Source organism: Moritella sp. Urea-trap-13 (assembly GCF_002836355.1).
Taxonomy (GTDB): domain Bacteria; phylum Pseudomonadota; class Gammaproteobacteria; order Enterobacterales; family Moritellaceae; genus Moritella.
This window is the reverse complement of record NZ_PJCA01000031.1, coordinates 463,935-487,701: the sequence shown is the minus strand read 5'-3', so window position 1 is coordinate 487,701 and position 23,767 is coordinate 463,935. Positions and strand designations below refer to the sequence as shown.

General features: G+C 39.2%; 21 protein-coding genes and 1 other annotated feature (1 of these 22 running past the window's edge). Of the genes, 14 read left to right on the top strand and 7 right to left on the bottom strand.

Annotation, left to right across the window (positions count from 1 at the left end):
• Positions 1-33 (top strand) — a sequence feature (His leader region) (it extends 87 nt beyond the left edge of the window).
• A 37-nt stretch (positions 34-70) separates the two neighbouring features.
• Genes hisG through hisIE form a run of 7 tightly spaced genes read left to right on the top strand, consistent with a single transcriptional unit; the run spans position 71 to position 6,503 of the window.
• On the top strand, positions 71-982 hold the full coding sequence (hisG, locus tag CXF93_RS10135; RefSeq protein ID WP_101063323.1) for an ATP phosphoribosyltransferase: 912 nt from the start codon (positions 71-73) through the stop codon (positions 980-982).
• Between the two features lie 39 nt (positions 983-1,021).
• Entirely contained in the window at positions 1,022-2,317 is a 1,296-nt protein-coding gene (hisD, locus tag CXF93_RS10130) for a histidinol dehydrogenase (protein WP_101062401.1), read from the top strand.
• Positions 2,314-3,381, top strand: a complete 1,068-nt coding sequence (gene hisC / locus CXF93_RS10125) for a histidinol-phosphate transaminase (RefSeq protein ID WP_101062400.1) — start codon at positions 2,314-2,316, stop codon at positions 3,379-3,381. Before hisD ends, hisC begins: the two co-directional genes overlap by 4 nt.
• 42 nt (positions 3,382-3,423) lie before the next feature.
• Complete coding sequence (gene hisB, locus CXF93_RS10120) at positions 3,424-4,497, top strand: bifunctional histidinol-phosphatase/imidazoleglycerol-phosphate dehydratase HisB (RefSeq protein ID WP_101062399.1); 1,074 nt, start codon at positions 3,424-3,426, stop codon at positions 4,495-4,497.
• On the top strand, positions 4,497-5,117 hold the full coding sequence (gene hisH, locus CXF93_RS10115; protein ID WP_101062398.1) for an imidazole glycerol phosphate synthase subunit HisH: 621 nt from the start codon (positions 4,497-4,499) through the stop codon (positions 5,115-5,117). Before hisB ends, hisH begins: the two co-directional genes overlap by 1 nt.
• Position 5,118: 1 nt before the next feature.
• A complete protein-coding gene (hisF, locus tag CXF93_RS10110) occupies positions 5,119-5,892 on the top strand; it encodes an imidazole glycerol phosphate synthase subunit HisF (protein WP_101062397.1) in 774 nt (257 codons plus the stop codon).
• Positions 5,889-6,503, top strand: coding sequence for a bifunctional phosphoribosyl-AMP cyclohydrolase/phosphoribosyl-ATP diphosphatase HisIE (gene hisIE / locus CXF93_RS10105; RefSeq protein WP_101062396.1), 615 nt, complete (start codon positions 5,889-5,891; stop codon positions 6,501-6,503). The genes hisF and hisIE overlap by 4 nt, the downstream gene beginning before the upstream one ends.
• Before the next feature lie 153 nt (positions 6,504-6,656).
• Here the strand turns inward: hisIE and CXF93_RS10100 are convergent, their stop codons facing one another.
• Positions 6,657-7,304 (bottom strand): lysophospholipid acyltransferase family protein, encoded by a 648-nt coding sequence (locus CXF93_RS10100; RefSeq protein ID WP_198551638.1) that lies wholly within the window; start codon positions 7,302-7,304, stop codon positions 6,657-6,659.
• Between the two features lie 347 nt (positions 7,305-7,651).
• On the opposite strand from CXF93_RS10100, the gene CXF93_RS10095 reads away from it, so the two are divergent.
• The 6 genes from CXF93_RS10095 to cydC all read left to right on the top strand — a co-directional run bounded on the left by CXF93_RS10095 (position 7,652) and on the right by cydC (position 14,768).
• Entirely contained in the window at positions 7,652-8,215 is a 564-nt protein-coding gene (locus CXF93_RS10095) for a GbsR/MarR family transcriptional regulator (RefSeq protein ID WP_101062395.1), read from the top strand.
• A 20-nt stretch (positions 8,216-8,235) separates the two neighbouring features.
• The gene (locus CXF93_RS10090; RefSeq protein ID WP_101062394.1) at positions 8,236-9,825 is read left to right on the top strand and encodes a cytochrome ubiquinol oxidase subunit I; all 1,590 of its coding nucleotides are present in this window, start codon (positions 8,236-8,238) and stop codon (positions 9,823-9,825) included.
• 11 nt (positions 9,826-9,836) lie between these two features.
• Positions 9,837-10,976, top strand: a complete 1,140-nt coding sequence (gene cydB, locus CXF93_RS10085; protein WP_101062393.1) for a cytochrome d ubiquinol oxidase subunit II — start codon at positions 9,837-9,839, stop codon at positions 10,974-10,976.
• Between the two features lie 10 nt (positions 10,977-10,986).
• Complete coding sequence (gene cydX / locus CXF93_RS10080; protein WP_101062392.1) at positions 10,987-11,109, top strand: cytochrome bd-I oxidase subunit CydX; 123 nt, start codon at positions 10,987-10,989, stop codon at positions 11,107-11,109.
• A 147-nt stretch (positions 11,110-11,256) separates the two neighbouring features.
• Positions 11,257-13,008 carry a thiol reductant ABC exporter subunit CydD gene (gene cydD / locus CXF93_RS10075; protein ID WP_101062391.1) on the top strand — a complete coding sequence of 584 codons (1,752 nt, stop codon included), beginning with the start codon at positions 11,257-11,259 and terminating at the stop codon, positions 13,006-13,008.
• Positions 13,005-14,768: a thiol reductant ABC exporter subunit CydC gene (cydC, locus tag CXF93_RS10070; protein WP_101062390.1), complete on the top strand. Its 1,764-nt coding sequence runs from the start codon at positions 13,005-13,007 to the stop codon at positions 14,766-14,768. Before cydD ends, cydC begins: the two co-directional genes overlap by 4 nt.
• 144 nt (positions 14,769-14,912) lie before the next feature.
• Here cydC and CXF93_RS10065 read toward each other — a convergent pair whose 3' ends face one another.
• The 5 genes from CXF93_RS10065 to CXF93_RS10045 form a co-directional block, all read right to left on the bottom strand.
• The gene (locus CXF93_RS10065) at positions 14,913-15,392 is read right to left on the bottom strand and encodes a DUF1499 domain-containing protein (protein WP_101062389.1); all 480 of its coding nucleotides are present in this window, start codon (positions 15,390-15,392) and stop codon (positions 14,913-14,915) included.
• A 102-nt stretch (positions 15,393-15,494) separates the two neighbouring features.
• Entirely contained in the window at positions 15,495-17,795 is a 2,301-nt protein-coding gene (locus tag CXF93_RS10060; RefSeq protein WP_101062388.1) for a polysaccharide biosynthesis tyrosine autokinase, read from the bottom strand.
• Positions 17,795-18,313: a polysaccharide biosynthesis/export family protein gene (locus tag CXF93_RS10055; protein ID WP_101062387.1), complete on the bottom strand. Its 519-nt coding sequence runs from the start codon at positions 18,311-18,313 to the stop codon at positions 17,795-17,797. The genes CXF93_RS10060 and CXF93_RS10055 overlap by 1 nt, the downstream gene beginning before the upstream one ends.
• A gap of 9 nt (positions 18,314-18,322) precedes the next feature.
• Positions 18,323-19,513, bottom strand: a complete 1,191-nt coding sequence (locus tag CXF93_RS10050) for an outer membrane beta-barrel protein (RefSeq protein ID WP_101062386.1) — start codon at positions 19,511-19,513, stop codon at positions 18,323-18,325.
• Positions 19,514-19,572: 59 nt separating this feature from the next.
• Positions 19,573-20,967 (bottom strand): undecaprenyl-phosphate glucose phosphotransferase, encoded by a 1,395-nt coding sequence (locus CXF93_RS10045; protein ID WP_101062385.1) that lies wholly within the window; start codon positions 20,965-20,967, stop codon positions 19,573-19,575.
• Positions 20,968-21,249: 282 nt separating this feature from the next.
• On the opposite strand from CXF93_RS10045, the gene CXF93_RS10040 reads away from it, so the two are divergent.
• A complete protein-coding gene (locus CXF93_RS10040; RefSeq protein ID WP_157824439.1) occupies positions 21,250-22,266 on the top strand; it encodes an acyltransferase in 1,017 nt (338 codons plus the stop codon).
• Between the two features lie 51 nt (positions 22,267-22,317).
• On the opposite strand, the gene CXF93_RS10035 is transcribed toward CXF93_RS10040, so the two are convergent.
• On the bottom strand, positions 22,318-23,757 hold the full coding sequence (locus CXF93_RS10035) for a lipopolysaccharide biosynthesis protein (protein ID WP_101062383.1): 1,440 nt from the start codon (positions 23,755-23,757) through the stop codon (positions 22,318-22,320).
• Positions 23,758-23,767 lie beyond the last annotated feature (10 nt).

The window sequence follows — 23,767 nt, the reverse complement described above, 5'->3', positions numbered from 1 at the left end:
CTCGGAAGATTTAACTTTCGGGGGTTTTTTCGTTTACAGACAATTATTTTGACAAGGTTTAAGGATGACTATGTTAGACACAAAAAATGACCAACCAAGACTAAGAATCGCGATTCAAAAATCAGGCCGTCTTAGCACTGAATCTCAAAATCTACTAAAAGCTATGGGGCTTAAAATTAACATGCGCGAACAACGTCTGATCGCACACTGTGAAAACATGCCAGTTGACCTACTTCGTGTACGTGACGATGACATTCCAGGTTTAGTTATGGATGGCGTTGCTGACCTTGGCTTCATTGGCGAAAACGAACTAGAAGAAAAAGAACTAGAGCGTCAACGTCTTGGAGAGCCTGCAGAATATAAACTGCTTAAGCGTATGACATTTGGTGGTTGCCGTTTATCTATCGCGGCGACGGAAGAGTTTGACTATCAAGGACCTCAATCACTTGAAGGCTTACGTATTGCAACGTCATACCCTGAACTACTGAAACGTTATTTAGATGAGCATGGTGTAAGCTTTAAATCAGTGATGCTTAATGGTTCCGTTGAAGTAGCGCCGCGTGCAGGCATTGCTGACGCAATCTGTGATTTGGTATCTACCGGTGCCACACTTGAAGCCAATGGCCTTAAAGAAGTACAAGATATCTTCCACTCTAAAGCTGTGTTAATTCAAGCGAAATCAGCATTATCAGCAGACAAACAAGCATTGGTTGACCGTCTAATGGTTCGTGCTCAAGGTGTAATGCAAGCAAAAGAAAGCAAATACATCATGTTACACGCACCTAAATCTCAACTAGATGCAGTCATAGCTCTTCTTCCAGGTGCAGAACACCCGACAGTATTACCGTTGGCATCAACTGACGATATAGTTGCGGTACATTTAGTCAGTACCGAGACTCTGTTCTGGGAAACCATGGAACAACTAAAACAGTTAGGCGCAAGTTCAATTTTAGTATTACCTATTGAAAAAATGCTAGGTTAGTAGCAAACATGCAAAAGCAATGTTAAGGGAGGATCAAGCATGAAAACAGTCGTATGGGATCAACTTAGTCAGGTACAGCAATCAGCATTATTAATGCGTCCTGCGATATCAAACTCAGCAAAGGTCGGTGACATTGTTACTGATATTATTGCGCAAGTTAGGAATGAAGGTGATAACGCTTTAAAAGCACTCACTGCAAAATTTGATAAAGTTGAAACGGATTGTTTACGTGTGACAGCAGCAGAAATAGCCGCAGCAAGTCAGCGCGTAGATAATGAAACCAAACAAGCTATCAAACAAGCACAACAACACATTCACCTTTTTCATGAAGCGCAAGTACAAGATACGATTCGTGTAGAAACAATGCCTGGTGTTATGTGTGAAATGCACACGGTTGCAATTGATGCTGTTGGTTTATATATCCCAGGCGGTACCGCCCCACTACCATCAACAGTGCTTATGCTTGCAACACCCGCTAACATTGCCAATTGTGAACGTATTGTATTAACGACGCCGCCACCGATTGCAGATGAAATTTTGTTTGCAGCCCAGTTATGTGGAGTCACTGAGATTTATACCCTTGGTGGTGCACAAGCAATCGCAGCCCTCGCTTATGGTTCTGAATCAATTGCCAAGGTTGATAAGATATTCGGTCCAGGTAATGCCTTTGTTACTGAAGCAAAACGCCAAGTGAGTACGGATATTAATGGCGCTGCGATTGATATGCCAGCTGGACCGTCAGAAGTACTGGTTATTGCTGATGGCGATGCTGATGCTGGTTTTATCGCGGCTGATTTATTATCTCAAGCGGAACATGGGCCTGATTCACAATCAATCTTAGTGGTGTCATCAAGCACGTTAGCAACTGAAGTGTCTGCGCAAGTTAAGCTGCAATTGGCTTGCCTTTCTCGCCAAGAGATTGCCGTACAGTCAATTGCATCAAGCTTGATTATTGTGACTAATGATACTGATACATCTATTGCCATAAGTAACTTGTATGCACCCGAACATTTAATTGTACAAACAGAAAACGCGCGTAGTTTATTACCGAAGCTTAAGCATGCTGGTTCGATCTTCTTGGGTGCTTGGTCTCCAGAGTCTGTGGGTGACTATGCAAGTGGTACCAATCATGTGCTACCAACCTATGGTTACACTAAAACATATTCAAGTTTAGGGCTTGCAGATTTCACCAAACGCTTCACGGTTCAGGAGTTAACCCAAGATGGTCTCAAAAGCTTGGCGAAGACGGTCACTTGTCTGGCTGATGCAGAAGGACTTGACGCACACAAACGTGCAGTCACAATCAGAATCGATCGTTTGGGAGAAATGCAATGAGCAGCAAGCTAACACTATTAGCAAGAAAGAGCGTGCAAGAGTTAACACCTTACCAGTCTGCGCGTAGGATTGGTGGGACAGGTGATATTTGGTTAAATGCCAATGAAGCACCTGATTCAGGTCACTACTCTCTAGATTGCAGCCGCTTAAATCGTTATCCGGAGTTCCAACCGACGTCTGTGATCAAAGGTTATGCCGCTTATGCTGGTGTAAAACCAGCGCAAGTGATAACCACCCGCGGTGCTGACGAAGCGATTGAACTGCTTATTCGGACATTCTGTGAACCGGGAGTAGATAGCATTCTAATCAACCCGCCCACTTACGGTATGTATGAGGTAAGCGCTGAAACCTGCGGCGTTAATATCATTAAGCAAGATCTTAATGCTAACTTCGACCCTGACTATGATGCGATAACAGCACAATTAGACGCGGTTAACATTGTATTTCTGTGTGCACCAAATAATCCGACTGGCAACCTGCTAAATACAGCCCGCTTAACAGAATTGTTAAGCGCAGCAAAAGACAAAGCTATTATCGTTTGTGATGAAGCTTACATTGAATTTTGTCCCGACGCATCACAAGTGTCGTTACTGCAAGATTTCGATAACTTAGTGATCTTAAGAACACTATCAAAAGCATTTGCACTGGCATCAATACGCTGTGGTTTTGCATTAGCCAGTGAAACCGTAATTGGTTTACTGTCAAAAGTAATCGCACCTTATCCTGTTCCTGAGCCGGTAGCTCAAATAGCTAGCCAAGCGTTAACAGAATCAGGGATACAGGTGATGACGGCCCGTGTTGAACAACTTAACGGTATGCGCAATGCGTTTATCGACGAACTGAATCAATTACAGGGTATCGAAAAAGTATTCCCTGCAACTGGGAATTATGTTTTAGCACAGTTTATTGATAGCCAAAAAGTGTTTAGCTTATTAGGCAAACAAGGTATTGTATTAAGAGATTTTAGTTCCAAAGCAAGATTAGAAAACTGTATTAGAATCACCTTAGGCAGCGCCACTGAAATGCACAGCACTTTAGTCGCTTTAAAGTCCGTACTCTCTTAATATAAGAGCATTAAAAGAATAATAAACAAGCAGGAGCCCGATGTGAGCAAGGAAAAATTCTTATTTATTGATCGCGATGGTACATTAATCGATGAACCGATTAGCGATAAACAAGTCGACACTTTAGAGAAACTGAAATTTGAACCATTAGTGATCCCAGCATTACTTAAGTTACAAAATGCAGGTTTCACCTTGGTCATCGTTTCTAATCAAGATGGACTCGGCAGTGATAGTTATCCACAAAGTGACTTTGACATTCCACAAAACGCTATGATGGAGTTATTTGCTTCACAAGGCGTTAACTTCGAGTCGGTGTTACTTTGCCCGCACTTTACCGAAGACAATTGTAGTTGCCGTAAACCGCATTTAGGTATGGTTAAAGAATATCTACAATCAGGTCGTATCGATTTTGCTAACTCGTATGTAATTGGTGATCGCATCACCGATATTCAGCTTGCTGAAAACATGGGTATTGAAGGCATCCTTTATAGCCGTAGCGCTCTAAACTGGCCAATGATTGAAGACAAGATCTTAGCTAAAGGCAACCGTGTTGCTAGTGTGACTCGTACGACAAAAGAAACAGACATTAAAGTAGATATTGATTTAGATAGCCAAGGTGGTAGCCAAATTGATACAGGCATGGGTTTCTTTGACCACATGCTTGACCAAATCGCGACTCATGCTGGTTTCAGATTAAAACTTAGCGTTGCTGGCGATTTACACATTGACGATCACCACACAGTGGAAGACACAGCGCTGGCGTTAGGTAATGCAATCAATCAAGCACTGGGCGATAAACGCGGCATCGGTCGTTTTGGTTTTGTATTGCCAATGGATGAATGTGAAGCCTCATGCTCACTAGATTTATCTGGTCGTGCTCACCTACAGTTTAATGCCGAATTCCCGCGTGATCACATTGGTGAATTCGCAACCGAAATGGTACCGCATTTCTTCCGTTCACTCAGTGACGGTATGGCGGCAACGTTACACCTTAAAGCCGAAGGTAAAAATACGCATCACTTAGTTGAGAGCTTATTTAAAAGCTTTGGTCGTACCCTTCGCCAATGTATTAAAGTTGAAGGTGACGAGCTTCCAAGCTCAAAAGGAGTGCTTTAATGAACCAAGTCAACGCTAAAGAAAAAGCAAACACAAATGTTGTCATTATCGATACTGGTTGTGCCAATCTTTCATCAGTCCGGTTTGCGATTGAACGTTTAGGTTATCCGGTGACAGTAAGCCGAGAACCAGCTGTATTGCGTAATGCGTCTAAATTATTCTTACCTGGCGTTGGTACTGCAAAAGAAGCAATGAAAAACTTAGCTGACCGTGAACTAATTGAATTAGTAAAAAGCCTAACTCAGCCAGTACTCGGTATTTGTCTTGGTATGCAGTTACTTGCTGAATTTTCGGCAGAAGGTAACGTTGCCACACTTGGATTAATAAGTGGCAGTATTGAGCCAATGCCAAGTGAAGGTGTTCGTTTACCTCATATGGGTTGGAACCAGATCGAACCACAACAAGATCATCCATTATTCAAGGATATTCCAAGTGGCAGTTATTTCTATTTTGTACACAGTTATGCTCTCGCTGTTGGCGATGACACGATTGCGACATGTACCCACGGCGCGCCATTTACAGCCGCTGTGAATAGAGACAATTTCTACGGCGTACAATTCCACCCTGAGCGTTCAAGTAAAGCGGGTGCGCAATTAATCAAGAATTTCTTGGAGATGTAATATGTTAGCAAAACGCATAATACCTTGTTTAGATGTTAAAGATGGTAAGGTCGTCAAAGGGGTTAAATTTCGCAATCATGAATTGATTGGTGACATAGTACCATTAGCAAAACGTTACGCTGAAGAAGGCGCTGATGAATTAGTATTTTATGATATTACAGCTAGTGCAGATGATCGTGTCGTTGATAAAAGTTGGGTAAGTCGCGTTGCAGAAGTCATTGATATTCCGTTCTGTGTTGCTGGTGGTATTAAAAGTGAAGAAGATGCCGCTCGTATTTTAGAATTTGGCGCAGACAAAGTATCAATCAACTCCCCTGCACTGGCAGATCCAAGCTTGATTAATCGCCTTGCGGCTAAATTTGGTGTGCAATGTATTGTGATTGGTATCGACAGTTATTTCGATGAAGATACCGAAGAATACAAAGTGTATCAATTCACCGGTGACGAAACACGTACACAAGTAACCAAGTGGACAACGTTTGAATGGATTAAAGAAGTTCAAAAACGTGGCGCAGGTGAAATCGTCCTCAATGTGATGAATCAAGATGGTGTGCGTGGTGGTTATGACACAGTACAATTATCCAAAGCCCGTAAAATTTGTAAAATACCATTAATCGCTTCTGGCGGTGCTGGTGAAATGAGTCACTTCAATACTGTATTTAAAGATGCAGACGTTGATGGCGCATTAGCCGCGAGTGTATTTCATAAACAAGTCATCAATATTGGTGAACTAAAAGAATATCTACGAGATCAAGATGTGGAGATCAGAAAATGATAACAAACGAACAAATTAGCCAACTTGATTGGGAAAAAGTAGATGGTTTAATGCCAGCAATCATTCAAGATTCAGTATCAGGTGAAGTACTGATGCTCGGATATATGAATGAAGAAGCCTTAACCACAACGCGTGAATTAGGTAAGGTGACTTTTTTTAGTCGTACTAAACAACGTTTATGGACCAAAGGTGAATCTTCAGAGAACTACTTGTTAGTTCAAGAAATCACTAAAGATTGTGATAACGATGCATTACTTATCACAGCTAAGCCATGTGGCCCGACTTGCCACCTTGGTACAGAAAGTTGCTTCGTCACTGAAAACAAACCAGCGCTTACTTTTATCGCTCAATTAGATAAAGTATTAGAAGAACGTAAAACGGCGGATCCAGAAGTAAGCTACACTGCGAGTTTATTTGCTCGCGGTACCAAGCGTTGTGCACAAAAAGTTGGTGAAGAAGGTGTTGAAGTAGCACTAGCTGCAGTAGCGAAAGATCGAGACGAATTAGTCAATGAAAGCTCAGATCTGCTTTATCACCTACTTGTTCTATTACAAAAAGAAGACGTGCCACTAACTGAAGTTGTACAGTGCCTTGAAAATCGCCACAAATAACTGTTTAGCTCCTTTAAGTAAGTGCTAAACATGTACTAAATAGGTATTAAACCAGTTAAAACTCAGGATTATATGGGGCCTGAGTTTTAACTGTATATATAAACAGTGTTTTTACTACCCCCGTAAAAAGCTAACCAAATAGCGTTATTTCACTTATTTTTTGAACTTAGCCAAGCAATATTTCTCTTTAAACTTCGGCTCGACATCTTTAAACACCATATCGATTGCCGCTAAATCTTTTTCAATATCCCCAGTCACATTAATCACATCACCAATAGTCACGCGCTTATTCTTATAATCTAATTGATACAAAATAATCGGCACGTTGGCTTCTAATGCAATATAGTAAAAACCTGAACGCCAAAAGTCTTGATACTTGCGCGTACCTTCTGGTGACATTGCATAAAGAAAGCGTTCTCGGTTATTAAAGATATTAACCACAGACTGCACCATATTCGTAGACTTAGAGCGTTCAATCGGCACTCCACCCAAAAATTTCAATGCATTTTTAAAAGGCCAACGAAACATTTCTGATTTACCCGCCCATTGCACATTTACTTTATTAGCGAATCGCGCGCCAATTAATAGCGGAAAGTCCCAATTAGATGTATGGGGCGCATAAGCAATAACAGCTTTGTTATATTTGGCAGGAATGGGTTCACAATACCAACCCGTTAAATCTAGAATTTTATTGGCACATGCGCTAAAAAATTCATTTTCAGAACTATCTTGGCTTTGCGTTCTATTGTTTTTGCTGTCTGCATCAATATTTGATGTCGCAGTTTCTTTCTCAACTGGCATTATTAATCCTTTCCGCGTAATTGATAAACTGACGACCGATACACATAGACTTGCTTGGTTTTTAACCAAGTTAATAGATTTTAACCTTATGTAAATTAACTTAATTTAAAATACTTTATTGAAATATTAAGTTAACTTCAATCACAATCGCCACATAACACCGCTATAGGGTGTCATTAAACTGTTTTTATAACAAGTCTTTGACTAATCAAACAAGTTATATAGCGTTTTGATATATATCAACGAATCTTTACACTCTGCGAGGTAATTCATCTCAATTTGACCTTGATCAATTACAGCCAGTGATTTAAACTTTCAGAAATTTCTGAAAGTTCGTTAGGTGGAATGTGAATATATCAACACAAAACCAATCGTTTGTTTATCACTTCGGTGAAATGGGCAGTCGATGGGGCTTCAATCGTACCGTTGGTCAGATGTATGCGCTTCTTGTAATAACAGAAGCACCCGTTTGTGCAAATGACCTTGCGAATGGTTTAAATATCTCGCGCGGTAATGTAAGTATGGGCATTAAAGAACTGCAATCATGGCAATTGATCCAAATGAGCCACATTCCTGGTGATCGTAAAGAATACTACAGCGCAATCGGTAGCATCTGGGATATGGCGAATACTGTATTCAAAGAGCGACGCAAGCGCGAAATTGATCCAACGCTGTCTTTACTGCGTACCTCTCTATTAGAGAAACCTACAGATGCAGGTGACGAGTACGCACAAAGTAAAATGCAAGAGATCCATGATCTGCTTGAAATGGTAACCGAATGGGCTGCGGAGTTACAACGTCTTAATCCAGAACAGCTGAGTAAATTAATGAAGCTAGGCGCTGGCGTTTCAAAAATGTTGTCTGTTAAAGATCAATTATTTCCAAATAAGAAAAATTCTGATGCAAATTAATCTCGAGGAGTATTCTAACAATGATTAATGAAACTTTAGTAGAGCTATCCCGTTGGCAGTTCGCCATCACAGCTCTATTCCACTTCCTATTTGTACCTTTAACAATTGGTATGACTTGGATCTTGTTTATCATGGAAGCGGTATACGTGATGACAGGACGTGTGATCTACCGTGATATGACCAAATTCTGGGGTAAACTCTTTGCGATTAACTTCGCTATCGGTGTTGCAACCGGTTTAACCATGGAGTTTGAGTTCGGTACCAACTGGTCTTATTACTCGCATTATGTCGGTGATGTTTTCGGTGCCCCACTGGCTATTGAAGGTTTGATGGCATTCTTCCTCGAATCAACCTTCGTCGGTATGTTCTTACTCGGTTGGGATAGGCTAAGTAAACGCCAGCATTTAGCGGCTACATTCTTAATGGCTTTAGGTACTAACCTGTCTGCAATGTGGATCTTAGTTGCTAACGGTTGGATGCAAAACCCTATCGGTAGTGAATTTAACTACGCCACTATGCGTATGGAAATGGTTAGCTTTTCTGAACTAGTTTTCAATCCTGTAGCACAAGTTAAATTCATTCATACGGTTGCTGCTGGCTATGTAGCTGGTGCGATGTTTGTAATGAGTATCAGTAGCTATTACTTATTAAAAGGTCGTGATGTTGCATTTGCTAAACGTTCTTTTTCTGTAGCCTCAGGTTTCGGTCTTGCCGCTATCTTTTGTGTATTACTGCTGGGTGATGAATCAGGTTATGAAGTTGGTGAAGTACAGCGCGTTAAACTTGCTGCAATTGAAGCTGAGTTTCATACCGAACCCGCACCAGCTGCGTTTACTTTAGTTGGCTTTCCAAACGAAGAAACAATGGAAACCGATTACGCAGTTAAAATTCCTTATGCGCTGGGTCTTATTGCGACACGTTCTTTAGATGGTCAAGTTACTGGTATCAGTGATTTGAAAAAAGAACATGAAGTACGTATTCGTGAAGGTATGATTGCCTACGATTACCTGCAGAAACTGCGCGGTGGTGAAGAAACACCTGAAAACATCGCGAGCTTTAACGAAGTTAAAGATGACTTAGGTTACGGTTTATTATTAAAACGTTATACCAATGATGTTATTAATGCCACTGAAGAGCAGATCCAGATGGCGGTTGATGATTCAATTCCACCTGTTGCACCTATCTTCTGGGCATTCCGCATCATGGTTGGTAGTGGTATCGTCATGTTAGGCCTATTTGTTTTAGCCTTCTACTTTAACGCTCGTCGTCAAATTCAGGATAAACGCTGGTTACTTAAAGCGATCTTATTTGCGCTACCGCTACCTTGGATTGCAATTGAAACTGGCTGGTTTGTTGCTGAAGTTGGTCGTCAGCCTTGGGCTATTAGTGAGATTTTGCCTACCTTTATGGCGACGTCAAATCATGAAGCAAGTTCGGTAGCCTTTACTATGATTGCTTTCATCCTTGTTTACGCAATTATGTTTGTTATCGAAATGTGGTTAATGATTAAATTTGCGAAAATCGGTCCAAGCTCATTACATACTGGTCGTTACCATTTTGAGCAAGAAGCTGAGCATGCATCTCCACAATTACGTCAAGACAAATACTAAGGGCTTAGATTATGTTTGATTATGAAAGCTTAAAACTTATCTGGTGGTTAGTCATCGGAATATTGCTTATCGGTTTTGCAGTTACCGATGGCATGGATATGGGCGTTGGTAGCTTACTGCCCTTCGTCGCAAAAGATGATACCGAGCGTCGTGTGGTGATTAACACAATTGCGGCGCACTGGGATGGTAACCAAGTATGGTTAATTACTGCTGGTGCATCATTATTTGCCGCTTGGCCAATGGTTTACGGTACTGCGTTTAGTGGTTTCTACTTTGCAATGATGCTAACACTGTTCTGCTTATTCTTGCGACCACTTGGTTTTGATTACCGCAGTAAAATCGATTCACCAAAATGGCGTTACAACTGGGATAAAGCATTATTTGTTGGCAGCATAGTGCCACCGTTAGTGTTTGGTATTGCGTTTGGTAATTTATTACAAGGGATTCCGTTTAACTTTGACGAGTTAATGCGTGTTTACACCACAGGTTCATTTTTCGCGCTATTTAATCCATTCGCACTATTGAGTGGTGTGGTTAGTGTTTCAATGATACTGATGCATGGCGGCACCTGGCTAAGCATGCGTACCGATGAACATGTTGCGGCACGCTCTGCAAAAGCAGCACAAATTTTTGCAGCTGTGCTTGTTGTTAGTTTTGCTCTTGCCGGTGTGATGATTGCAACTTCAATTGATGGTTATATTATTCAAAGTGCAATCGATACCAAAGGTTATGCTCAGCCAACGACTAAAATCGTGACAATGGTAACTGGCGCTTGGTTAAATAACTTTAACAGTATGCCTATACTTTGGTTATTACCTGTAACCGGTATTGTAATGGCGATAGTTGCAGGTCTACTTGCACGCTTTAAGCCAGGCGGTTTAGCGTTTACAGCAAGTGCACTATCAATTGCGGGTGTTATTTTGACTATGGGTGTATCTATGTTCCCATTCATCATGCCATCAAGCAGCACACCTAATCACAGCTTAACGCTTTGGGATTCTGTATCAAGTGAAGGCACGCTTAACTTGATGCTGATCGTGGTAGCGATATTCTTACCGATTATTCTTTGTTATACGATTTGGTGTTATAGCAAAATGTGGAGAACGGTTACGCGTTCTGAAATTGAAGAAAACACCCACTCGGCATATTAAGGAGTAAATTATGTGGTATTTCAGTTGGATTCTAGGTGTTTTGCTGGCAGTTTCTCTCGGTATCATTAATGTAATGTGGTACGAAATGGAACAGCACACGGATAACGTGGCAAAAGATCAAGATGATGAATAATAATAACAAGTAACTTTCGATAATTTAAATTATAGAAAGTTAGGATTAAGCTTTGCGCCCAAGGATGGGCGTCTGTTTTATAACCTCCAATTCCAGGTTTTATTCTTTCAATATTCTTTCAATATTCCTTCAATTTCAGGCTTACCAATGACAGAATCAGTAAATACAGAATACACTCAGAAAGAACGCTTAACTTGGCTCAAAAGCCAGCGTAGCAATGCCCAAGGCAAATTAAGTAAGGCAATTGCATTAGGCTCCCTCAATGGCATATTAATGATAGTACAAATGGCTATTCTAGCCGGCATCATCAATGAAGTCATATTCTCAAACAAAGCACTCGCAGAAATAACCCCGCTGTTATTTGGCTTAGGTGCCATCGTCATTTTTCGTACGGTATTCGGTTATATAAGTGAACGCTACAGCCGTCATGCCGCAATGTTGATTAAAGTGTCAATTAGACAACAATTATTACAACACTTATTTGCGATGGGCCCAGCTAAAACCCAAACAATTGGCAGCGCTAAAATTGCCCAGCTTCTTCATCAGGGTGTCGATTCATTAGAGGATTACTTCTCTGGTTACTTACCAATTGTGGCTTATTGCTCTGTGATCCCAAGTGCAGTGTTATTTGCAGTCTTCCCTATGGATTGGCGTTCAGGTTTAGTATTAATGCTAACAGCGCCTATGGTACCCATGTTTATGATCATTATAGGCCACAAAGCACATGATTTGAATCAACAGCATTGGACTAAACTACTACGCATGAGTAGCCATTTCCTTGATATTATTCAAGGCCTTACCCAACTTAAGATATTTAATGCATCGCGCCAAGAAATGGCGGCGGTCAAAACGATTAGTGAAGACTATGGTAATCAGACCATGGGGATCTTAAAGGTCGCTTTCCTCTCTTCATTCATGCTGGAATTTCTAGCCTCGATCGCTATTGCACTCGTTGCTGTTATCCTTGGCTTTAGACTTTATTATGGTGGTGTTGATTATTTATTAGCGCTATGGGTTCTATTGCTAGCACCAGAGTTCTACTTACCTTTCAGACAATTAGGCACTCAGTATCACGCCAAAATGGCAGGCGTCACAGCGGCTCAAGACATGCTTGAAATTCTGAACACTCCGGTTAAAGCAAGTCAAACTGAAACACAATTCAAAGCACCTTTCGACATCAGCTTAACTGATGTTAATTTTACCTATTCCGGCCGAAACAATACCCTTAGCAATATTAACCTTACCCTATCAAACCAAGGTCTGTATGCCGTTATTGGTGAAAGTGGTGCAGGTAAATCTACCTTGATTGATACCATTTTAGGCTTTAATACACCTGATAGTGGCACAATGACAATCAACGGTATTGAGCATAGCCCCACAGTGCGTGATGCTTGGTTAAATAACTGTGGTTGGATAGCTCAACAAGGTCATGTTTTCTATGGCAGTCTTGGTTTTAATATTGCTTTAACTGAAGATTATGATGCCGAAAAGATACAACAAGTATTAATCAGTGTTGGCCTAGCTGATTTTGTGTCACAACTAAAAGACGGACTCAACACCCATGTTGGTGAAGGTGGCGTGGGTATATCTGGCGGTCAATCTCAACGGTTAGCGTTAGCGCGAGCATTTTACCATCAGCCAGATGTATTGATTCTGGATGAACCAAGTAGCCATTTAGATAAAGATACCGAACAAGTGATCAGTGATTCTATCGCCGAATATGCTCAGCAGCATTTGGTTATTGTCATTGCCCATCGTTTACATACTGTGATCGATGCTAAACAGATCATTGTACTAGAACAAGGGAGCATTATCGAACAAGGTACGCATAGCGAATTACTCGCATTAAATGGAAGTTATGCCGACACCATTAATATCGATATGGAGACTAGTTTATGAATCCCTTAGTTAGATTGATGAAACTGCTTAAACCACAACTGCCCTTGATGTTGCTCGGTACCTTGTTATCTATTATTACCGTGATGGCTAATATTGGTTTACTTGCAGTATCAGGTTGGTTCATTACCATCATGGCCATTGGGGGGCTTTCAGGGGTGACCGTAAACTACTTCACGCCTGCTGCCATTATTCGTTTCCTTGCCATCGTAAGAACAGCTGGGCGATATGCCGAACGTCTACTTACTCACCGAGCAACGTTTAACACCCTTGCCGCATTGCGTTACTATTTTTATACCCGTTTAGAGCCCTTACTGCCCTACTACCGCGTCAACTTTAAGTCAGCGGATATTCTTGCGCGTTTGCAACAAGACATCGATGAGCTAGATAACTTTTATTTGCGAGTGCTACTCCCCACTTTAGTCGCTCTCTTTACTATTCCACTCGTTGGTTGGGGCGTGAGTTTCATTTCACCAGACCTTGCCCTTGTGATTGTTGGTGCGTTACTGATTGTCGGTTTTGTTTTACCAATATTAATATTATTGTTAAGTAAAAAACGCGCAAGACAACAAGCTAAGCTCTCGAGTGAATTAAAAATTGAATTAGTCGACGGCGTTGCATCGATGCGTGAATTATTGGTTTATCAAATTGCCAATCAATATCAACTGTCAATTAATCACGTATCAAAAAACTACCATCAAGCAGAACTACACTTACACCGCTTACATGCGTTAGCCACTGCGTTAACATTCTTAGCCATTAACGCGACAGTCTTTGCCAGCTTATATTTACTAGTACCCTTGGCACAAACAGGTGATTTAAAACCAGAGTTCGTTGCCAGTGCAGCGTTGCTTATTTTAGTCTGTTTTGAAACTGTAATTAATATGCCCCTTGCCTGTCAGATTTTACCTAAAGTGCATGACAGTGCCGCGCGTTTATTTGAAATTATTGACAAACCAATTCCAGATGTTGGCGGCGACACGTTAGTAACAACAGGTACAATTGAGTTTAATCATTTAAATTTCACTTATCCTGATGCCCATAGCAGTGTGTTAAACGATATTGACCTTACGATTGAGGCAGGACAGAAAGTGGCTATTATCGGTGCCAGTGGCGCAGGTAAATCAACCTTAGTTAATTTGTTAATGGGATTCTGGCCAATTCCTCAATCTAATCAGGGTTTAGGGTCAACTATCAGCGGTAACTTAAAACCTGGGATCACGATTAATAACATCGATTTAAATGACTTAAATATTGAATCGTTACGTCAACACATTGCCTTGATGAGTCAAAACAGCCATCTATTTCATGCCACGATTGCTGATAACCTGCGCTTAGCTAATCCAAATGCGACAGAGTTAGACATGCGAGAGGTTTGTACAGCAGCTGGTCTTATTGATTTCATTGATGAATTAGAAAATGGGTTGAATACTTGGTTAGGTGAGACAGGTTCGGGGTTATCTGGTGGTCAAAAACAACGTTTATGCTTAGCGCAAGTCTTGTTAAGAAAAGCTAAGGTGTTGGTATTAGATGAGCCAACCAAAGGCTTAGATCGTCGCAGCGAAAAAACCGTTATTAACAGTTTATTTGCACAGCTTGAGCAATCTCAGCAGAGCTTAGTACTCATTACGCATAAACCATTAATGTTACAGAAAATGGATAAGATCATTGTCATGGATGAAGGCACTATCGTAGCCCAAGGGGATCATAATACCTTAATAGAAACCAATGATTATTATCGTACGTTGCTTAATTATTTCTAGCCTTAGATTAAGTACTAACTTGTTATTAAGAGCCGTTATTAGGGCTCAATAACGTCAAGTTTATAGCTAAAATAAAAACGGGTAATACACAAAATGCATTACCCGTTTTTATTTTATATGGACCATTATTGATATTAACTTAAATCAACGAATCGCTTCACTCACTAAACCCTTCTCACTCAGGTATAAATATAAAGCGTCCACACGCTCTTTATTCACGCCAAAATCAGATTTTCCATATCGAGATGCTGATCTAACTGCAATAATACCGTTTTGTTCACGAAGATGAAGTTCGAAATCATCAACAAACCGCATAAACGTACTGGTACTTTCAACATACAAGTAATCGTCTAGCTCTCTGGCTATTTCCATATTACTTTGCGAGTCTAAATACAGCTTTATTTCAGACCATACCTGTGCAGAACTCGCTTCTAATTTGAATGCTGGTACATAATGACTTTCATCTAAGCTGTCACTTGATACGCAATTAGGTGTTTCAGGACAAGGCGCTAACATTGAATTAACAACCCCTAAATTATGCGGACGAGCGCCAGTACATGCAGTAAGCACTAGGCTACAAGTTAGTATTAATGTAGAACGGGTATATACACGAGACGTAAACATTTTAATCCTTTAAGCTATTAACCACTGAGTTGATTTAACCAAAAAACGCAATAAACAGCAAGTAGTTATCTCGCAATAAATACCCGTTTTTACCCCTGGCTATTATTTAGCAGGTTTCTCAGCGTATTCATCATCACTGTAATACCCATAGTAATAATCAGAGTCAGTAACACCATCAGTATTAACGTGGTTCATCACAATACCGACAAGATTGGCATCCACTTTAGCCAGACGGCGGACACCATTTTGGACTAGACGCACCCGTGTCATTTCACTTTTAATGACATAAATAATGGCATCTGTATGCAAGGATATAATCAATGAATCACTCACTGCCTGAATTGGTGGTGTATCAATAATAATGCGATCATACGACTGTCTTAAAGTTTCTAATAACTGCTTGAAACGTTTCGACGATAACAACTCTTGCGCATTTTTTGGCGTTGGACCACAGGCCATAATATGCGCACCAGATACCTTATCTACTGTAATACAATCTGATATATTCGCTTCTCCGGTGATCAATTGCGCTAGTCCAGGTTTGTCTTTTGCTATATGAAAGTTCTTTGCTAGACTAGGTTTTCGCATATCAGCATCGATAAGGATTGTTTTTTCAATTTGAGCCAACGAGAAAGCCATATTTGTCGCCGTTGTCGACTTACCTTCATTAGGTTGCGATGAAATAACGCCAATAACCTGGTTGACCCGCTGACCTTGGGCTAATAAAAAACTTGTTCGCAATGTTCTAATTGACTCTGAAAATTGACGTCCTTCTTCGTCAAAGAAATAATGCAAACCCAAATCTTGGTTACGTTTTCTTGCTATCTTAGGTAATACACCTAATACCGGCAATCCAAGTTTGGTCTCTATATCACCAACCGAGTTAAAGTTATCGGTGAAGTATTCTTTAACCAATAAATAAGTGATATGTAAAATAATAGATAATACAAATGCAATTATCACGAGTATTTTAGTACTTAAAGTAATAGGTTTATTTGGTGTATGTGCTCTGTCGGTAAAACGAGCGACTGCGGCATTAAAGTCACTGGTTAATGCAGTTTCTTTAGAACGCTCTAAAAACGTATTGAAAAGTTTTCGGTTACTTTCTACGTCGCGTACTAATTTTTGGTATTCATTATCCTTGCCAATGACGTCCTGAAATTGACCTTGAATTTTACTATATTCTCTTTCTAATGCAGCGACATTACTTTGTTTGGTTTTTAGATCTCTATTTATACCTGTTACGAGTTTAGATATCTGAGTGGTTAGATGTTTGTCGACAGTATAGAGTTCCGATTTAGCCGCAATAAGATCTGGGTGTTTACGACCATAGACTTGTGATAATTCAGATACTTTTAATTTAGCTTTCACTTTTAAAGTTTTGATATTTTGAATCACTGGATGAGAGGTTATCTCAGGTATTGATTCTAATTTACTCATGTCCTTAATGCCGTATTCCTCAACAGCTCGGACAATACTGCGTAATTGGTTCACCTCATTTTTGGCTTCAAGTAATTGGCGTGATGTCTGTTCAAGTTCATTACTGACCAATCCCGTTAATCCTCTGCCTCCACGATCTTGTAAATCAATAATATTTTGTTCTTTACGGTATATTTGTAATCGGGACTCTGATGCGTCTAGGCTAGTACGTAAATCTTCAAGTCTTGCTCTTAACCAGTGCGCAGCATTTTTATTGATTGACGATTTAACCTCAAGATCTTGGGCTATAAAAGCCTCACCAACAGCATTCGCGATCATTGCAGCCAAAGCAGGATCTTCATTGTCAAACGACAACTTAACAAGCTGTGTTTTTCTTATCGGTGTCACAACTAAGCTTTTTGAAAACTGTCTTAAACGGGCTCTCTTCTCTTTTTGGCTTTCCAACTCTTCGCGGCTGACCTCACTTCCTACTTGAGGAACACCATTGATATAACCTACACCTATATTTTCTGAAAATTCACTATCAACGTTGTCATCCATAACAAAGTAACTAAATAATGGCGTGAGTTCTAAAAGGTAGCTGAGCATCATATCTTTCCAGCTTTCACTTTTTTGGAATGATGGTTGCTGTTGTAGATTTAAGCGATCGTATACCGTTTCAGCGATTGAGTATGATTTAAGAATTTCAAACTGCGTTAAATAGTACTCTTTTCTATTAGAATCAAGTCCTTGTACTGAATCAAAGGCGACGGCTTGGACTTGGTCAGCTTCGATCAATAAAGTTGCTGAAGCACGGTATAACGGTGACTCATTTGATAGATATAATGCTGTGCATATAGACACTAGTACAGCTATAACAAGGATCCGCCATTTATATCGTTGGATAACGTGCCAGTGCGGTGAAGGTAACACAATGTCATTATTTACAGACGATTTATTGAGACTCTGTTCAAGTTTATCCATTAGAAAAACCTTTGCTTAATCAAAATGGTATCACCAGCATTAACTTTATACGTTAAGCTTGCATTTATTTGTTTTTTTTTGTTTTTGTCTTTAAATAGATATATCTTATCTTTCGATGCTCTTTCAGTTAATCCGCCCGCTAAAGCAATAGCTTGGTTTACAGTCAAGCCTGGCTGATAGGGATAACCTCCAGGCCGATTCACTTCTCCATGAATATAAAAAGGTCTGTATTCGACAACGTGGACATAGACATTAGGGTTAACCAAATAATTGCCTTTTAAGCCTTTATAAATCAATTTCTCAACTTGTTTAACCGTCAGCCCTGTTACTGTAATTTCACCAAAAAAAGGATAATTAATTTGGCCACTGTTACTTAATAAAGTTTCAACGGTAAGATCCTCTTGACCGAACACTTTAATTTCAACCTTATCGCCAGGTCCTAAAATATAAGAACTACTAGCTAAAACTGAAAATTGGATTACAACTAACAGCATACCAATAACGATTTTTTTAATCATGCTTGCCACCTAGAGCGTAAATTTGAAACTTACACCAACAACATTTTTGTCATATTCAAACACTGTATCGGTCGATTGGTTTCTATCCAATTCACCAAAAACAGCAACCGCAATATTCTGAGAAATGTCATAGTTAAATTTGACCGTCAACCCGTAAATATCGTCTTCCCGTGAAATACCGCTGTAATCATCTTTGTATTTATATATACCAACAGAAGTATAATAATACGACGCCCAATCATGCTTCCAGTCAACGTTATATTTCGTTTCGAGGACGTAATCACCATCAACATCAGGATCGTCAGTTGCCTGAGAAGTAGAAAATGTCAATTTAGAATAAGTAAGTGGGCGCCACACACCCCCAACATTCCAGCTAAAACCAGTAAAATCGTCACGGCCAGCATCATCAAACTCTTTTGCTTGTCCACCGATTTTAATGAAACCACGCACTATCGACGATGCTTCCCACTGCATACCCAAAAGTGCTGTATATACATCAGAATCTCGACGAAGCTCGCCGGGCGCATTGTAATCATAACCAATTTTTTCTGCGTTAACTTCTATGAAGGTATCTGTATGTGCTCTGGTTGCATAATAAAATGTAGAACCAAGTAACAATGAATCATAATTACTTCGTCTCGTTATATCTTCAAAATTACGATATTCTTTTTCGTAATATTTAAGGTCAAAAACAAGTCGACCTTTAGTCTGAAGCGCACCATACCCATAGGCTCCCACAAGCGTGTTTTTGCCGTATGTAATTGGCTCTTCTGTAAGTTCGAAATTCCCTTCAGATTTGCCAGTACCGCGTGATTCAGTTAACCATTCACGTTTTAGACTAAGATCAACACGATGGGTATCATTTGGCTCTATATGTGCTTTCAGCCCTAATTCTCCATCCGTGTAATTGTCATTACCTGTGGCTTCGTAAATCCCCTTTTCTGCATTCATGTCGAGACTATAATAATTGACGCCATTATCCATTTTAAAATTGACTGAAGGAATGACGGTCATGATAATGCTACCAGTACCATCGGTTTGTTCATTATGAATATTATCATCGTGAACAACGCCGATTTCCAAGGATGGTTTAACAAATAAACCGCCATCAGTAATGTGTGTATCTGGTATGTAAGCAAATGCACCTTCACTCAATAAAGCAAAACTAAAACAATAAATATTGACTTTAAATACTTTCATTTAGGCGCTCCATTTGTTTACTCATTTCAGCTTGCATCATGACTTACCCCTACGAATTGCTAATAAGTATTCTCACTTTTTAGACAGGTCAGTACAGTTAACATTAAAATTTTCAAATCAAACCAGATTGACCACTGCAAAATATAATAAAGATCAAATTCAATACGTTTTTGCATTTTATCTAATGTATCCGTTTCCCCTCGCCAACCACTTACCTGCGCCCAGCCGGTGATCCCAGGTTTTACATGATGGCGTAACATATAAAACTGAATAAGTTTACGATACTCTTCATTATGTGATACAGCATGGGGACGCGGACCCACAACAGACATGTCCCCCATCAACACATTAAAAAACTGCGGTAATTCGTCAAGAGAACTACGGCGTAGGAAACCGCCAAAAGGTGTGACACGTTTATCATCTCTCGTCACCTGAGTCACTTTCCCAACAGACTCCATGACTGTCATGCTACGAAACTTATATACAGATATTTTTTCACCACGTAATCCATATCGACTTTGTTTGAATAACACCGGTCCTGGTGATGTAAGCTTGAGCGTAATAGCAATTGACATGAACACAGGGGAAAGTAGTATTATCGCGATGAGACTAACCGTAATATCCTCGAATCGTTTTAACAAAATTTTGGAACCTAAATAAGGCGACTCAAAAATACTAAGTGCGTCGATCTTACCAATATGAGTGACCCGCCCTTGCATGACATCTGAAAGCATAAACGCTGGAACAACATATACATCGACTGTTGTGTCCGATAATAAGTTGATAATCTCAGCAATGCGCTTTTCTGCTGAAATCGGTAATGTAATAAACAAGACATCAATATCACCATTTTTGGCTTGATTGATACATTTTGATATATCACTGATAACCGTTAATCCTTCAGGTAAGCGGTCGGTCTGCCTATCGTCAAAAAAACCAACAAAATCATAACCAAATTCGTCACTATGGTGGATTTCATGATATAAGTTGGCGCCTGTTGAAGTCGCGCCTAATATAGCCATTTTTCGGAGATTTATACCCAGCTTACTGCGGACAACAGACCATTGATGTGAGGCTATTCGCCAAATTGAACAGCCCATAAATGCCAGAAAAAACCAAATATTTAAAATATGACTAGGAAAAATAAAAGCCGTTTTTAGCCATAGGCTAATACCCATCAGTATCAAAAATGAAGATGTGAATACTGCAACAACAGTCATCAGCACCATCATAAATCGACCAATCCGCCAAGCTTGATATAAATGTAGAGCTTCAGCGATATATAGAAACACCACCGAAGCTGTTAGCACCACGATGATATATTCCTGCGTCATTTCAAGATTATAGCTATTAATTACAATCACTAAAGAAAACGTGACACAACTTAAATCTAAAAGCCGATAAATAAATGAATAATTTGCGAAACTGACCTTAAATGTATTAACAGGTTTCAAAACACGATTCCTTAACAAATTTAAAGTAGACTCATTTTTAAATCAATGATCTACTGAGCCACATTACAACCAACTCGTCCGTTGAATATGTCATTGATAATCCGTTAATTAGTTTTATTTAAACACGATAGATGTATACCTTATTATTACTTATCAAATATTCCATTAACTATAGCAGCGATTTTTTATATGGCTGTAAACACATCGGCATAGCTACATACATTTAAAATATTCAAATAGTAAACTATGATATTACAATGTTGGTTAATAAAAAGAGTACGTATGTTTATTACTTCTTTTCACTATTTTCGTGGCATAGCTATACTAATAATTGTTGCTGCTCATGTTCATGTCGGTAGTGTCGAAATTGACAACCCTGTATTTACTAATTTGGTATCAGGCTCTACAGCATTATTTGTATTCATTAGTGGTTATTTATTCCAACATTTGCAAAAAAATGAATTTAACTATCCATTATATTTAACTCGGAAATTTAAATATGTAATTCTGCCCTATATTATTTGTTCAATACCTGCAATCATCAATATAGCTGCCAAGGGTAACTTTCATCCATTATTCGGAGATGTTACAGTTATGGAAGGTAGTTTGTTAAATATATTAACAGGACGGCATATCACCGCCTACTGGTATGTCCCCTGTGCAGTGTTGCTGTTCGTTAGTGCTCCGTTTATAGTACGTTTCTCTTCGTTAACCAATAGAACCCAACAGTCCATTTTATGCGCACTGTCTATCCTGGCAATGCTAGCTCACCGCCCAATTGCGGGATTGAATCCATTCCATTCTTTTATCTACTATATTGCATTTTATTTGTTAGGCGTGTATTGCGTTGTAAATAAAGATTTAATAAATAAAATAAAAAGCTATAACATATTGTTTCTACTTTTAGCCATATTACTTGCTTATATACAGGGGAATATAATAGGCACTGTTGGTAGTAGCCATAAAGATTTATTCGTTTTTTCTGGCATTGATATAATGTATATTCAAAAAGTATTATTATTACTTTTTTTCATCACATCAATCAACGCATTGGAAAACTTTAATATAAAACCTTTATCTTTTTTAGCTAAAATCTCATTCTCAATTTACTTCATTCATGGTTATGTTTTAATTCTGTTAACACGCGTATCAATTGACGAAACATTATTAAATGTCGGGTTTGGCGATACGACCGCAACATTAGTAAAGTTTATTTTAGTCATCGTAATTAGTTCATTGTTGTCAATGTGCGTAATTAAGGTTTTAGGAAAAAGAAGTCGTTATTTTATTGGTAGTTAAGGTAAGGAAAACCAATGCATATTGTGGATAGTGAGAACAATACGTAACGAATTAGCTTTTAACTTTACGCTTCATGTGAAATATAAATGCAGAAGCCGCAATAAGCATAAGAGGCAGAACTATATTGGCTATATTATAAAAACTAGTTAAATAGTTAAACGACTCGTGCGGCATGTCGTTACTTGATGTAAACAAAAGGTTAACTAAACAAAGCAAAACTAAAAAAGACAATACAATAAAATGTTTTATTTTTTTTATTTTAAATACACTATGATGTAAAACATAAAAACATTGGAAATAGTTAATGATAAAGGCGACAACCAGACTGGTACACAACACTGTCATTTCCCCCGTATAAACACCAAACATGATAGCGGAAACATTTACAATCGATGAAAAAACACCGCAGTAAAACATCTGCTTGGTCGCACCCATAGCTTGATACAACCCGCCTGTTGAACTTAAGACCATTTGGACCGGAATAGACAGTGCTAATATTTTAAGCAACTCACTCGCTGCCAACCACTGAGAACCAAATAATATAAAAATAATATCACCAGCATACCAAAACATGATGGTAGCAGTCAGTATTCCTAACACCCCTAATTTATAAGCCAATTGATAATAAGCAGTGAAAATCATATCAGGCTGACTTTTATAACGCGTTAATACAGGCTGCAGGGCTGGATTGATGGCAAAAGTAAACAATTGCAGTGGATAACGCATAAGTTGATACGTTTTTTCATAAAAACCTACAGTCGTCACCCCAAAATATTTAGCCACTAATAAAGTATCTAAATTTCTAGAGAAAAAATTAAGTATATTAAAACCAAGCTGAAATTTAGCTACCGCAAATAATGGTACGATGCTCGATATCTTAGTACCGAATTTTGCCTGGCCTAATTCAGTCAGTACTGAAAATCGATAATAAAATACAAACCGGCCTACCGGTGTGATTAACAGTTTAACTGCTAGTGCTACAACCCCAAAACCGAAAAAATAGAGTAGAATACAGACTATTAATGCAATGATTTCTGCAAATATCTCGGCTTTACCAATAATAATAAATTGGGTGTCTTTTTGTAACGAAGCCAATGGTAACATTGCAATTGCTGAAAAAAGCACATTCAAAGCTAATACATATGTTAACAAGCTAACGTGAGTTAAATTAAGCCAGTTCGCCAGTAACGGCGTAAGATAAATGAATAAAACAGATAGAGATATACCAATAATCAGTGTCGCAGTAAAGATACCATTACGCTGATCTATAGTGATTATTTCTTGGTGAATAATGGCAGGTGCGAGTCCTGATGTGGCTAACAACTGAAAAAAAAGAATAAGCACTTGTAACGCTGCTAAGGTACCAAAATCTTCTGGTGTGAATAACCGTGCTAAAATGGATAATGATGTTATTTGAAGTAGGTAAAGCGAATACTTTCCGATTAGACTATTAAGAATCCCTTTATTCAGTTCTTTATTTATTTTACTCATAAGTATATAT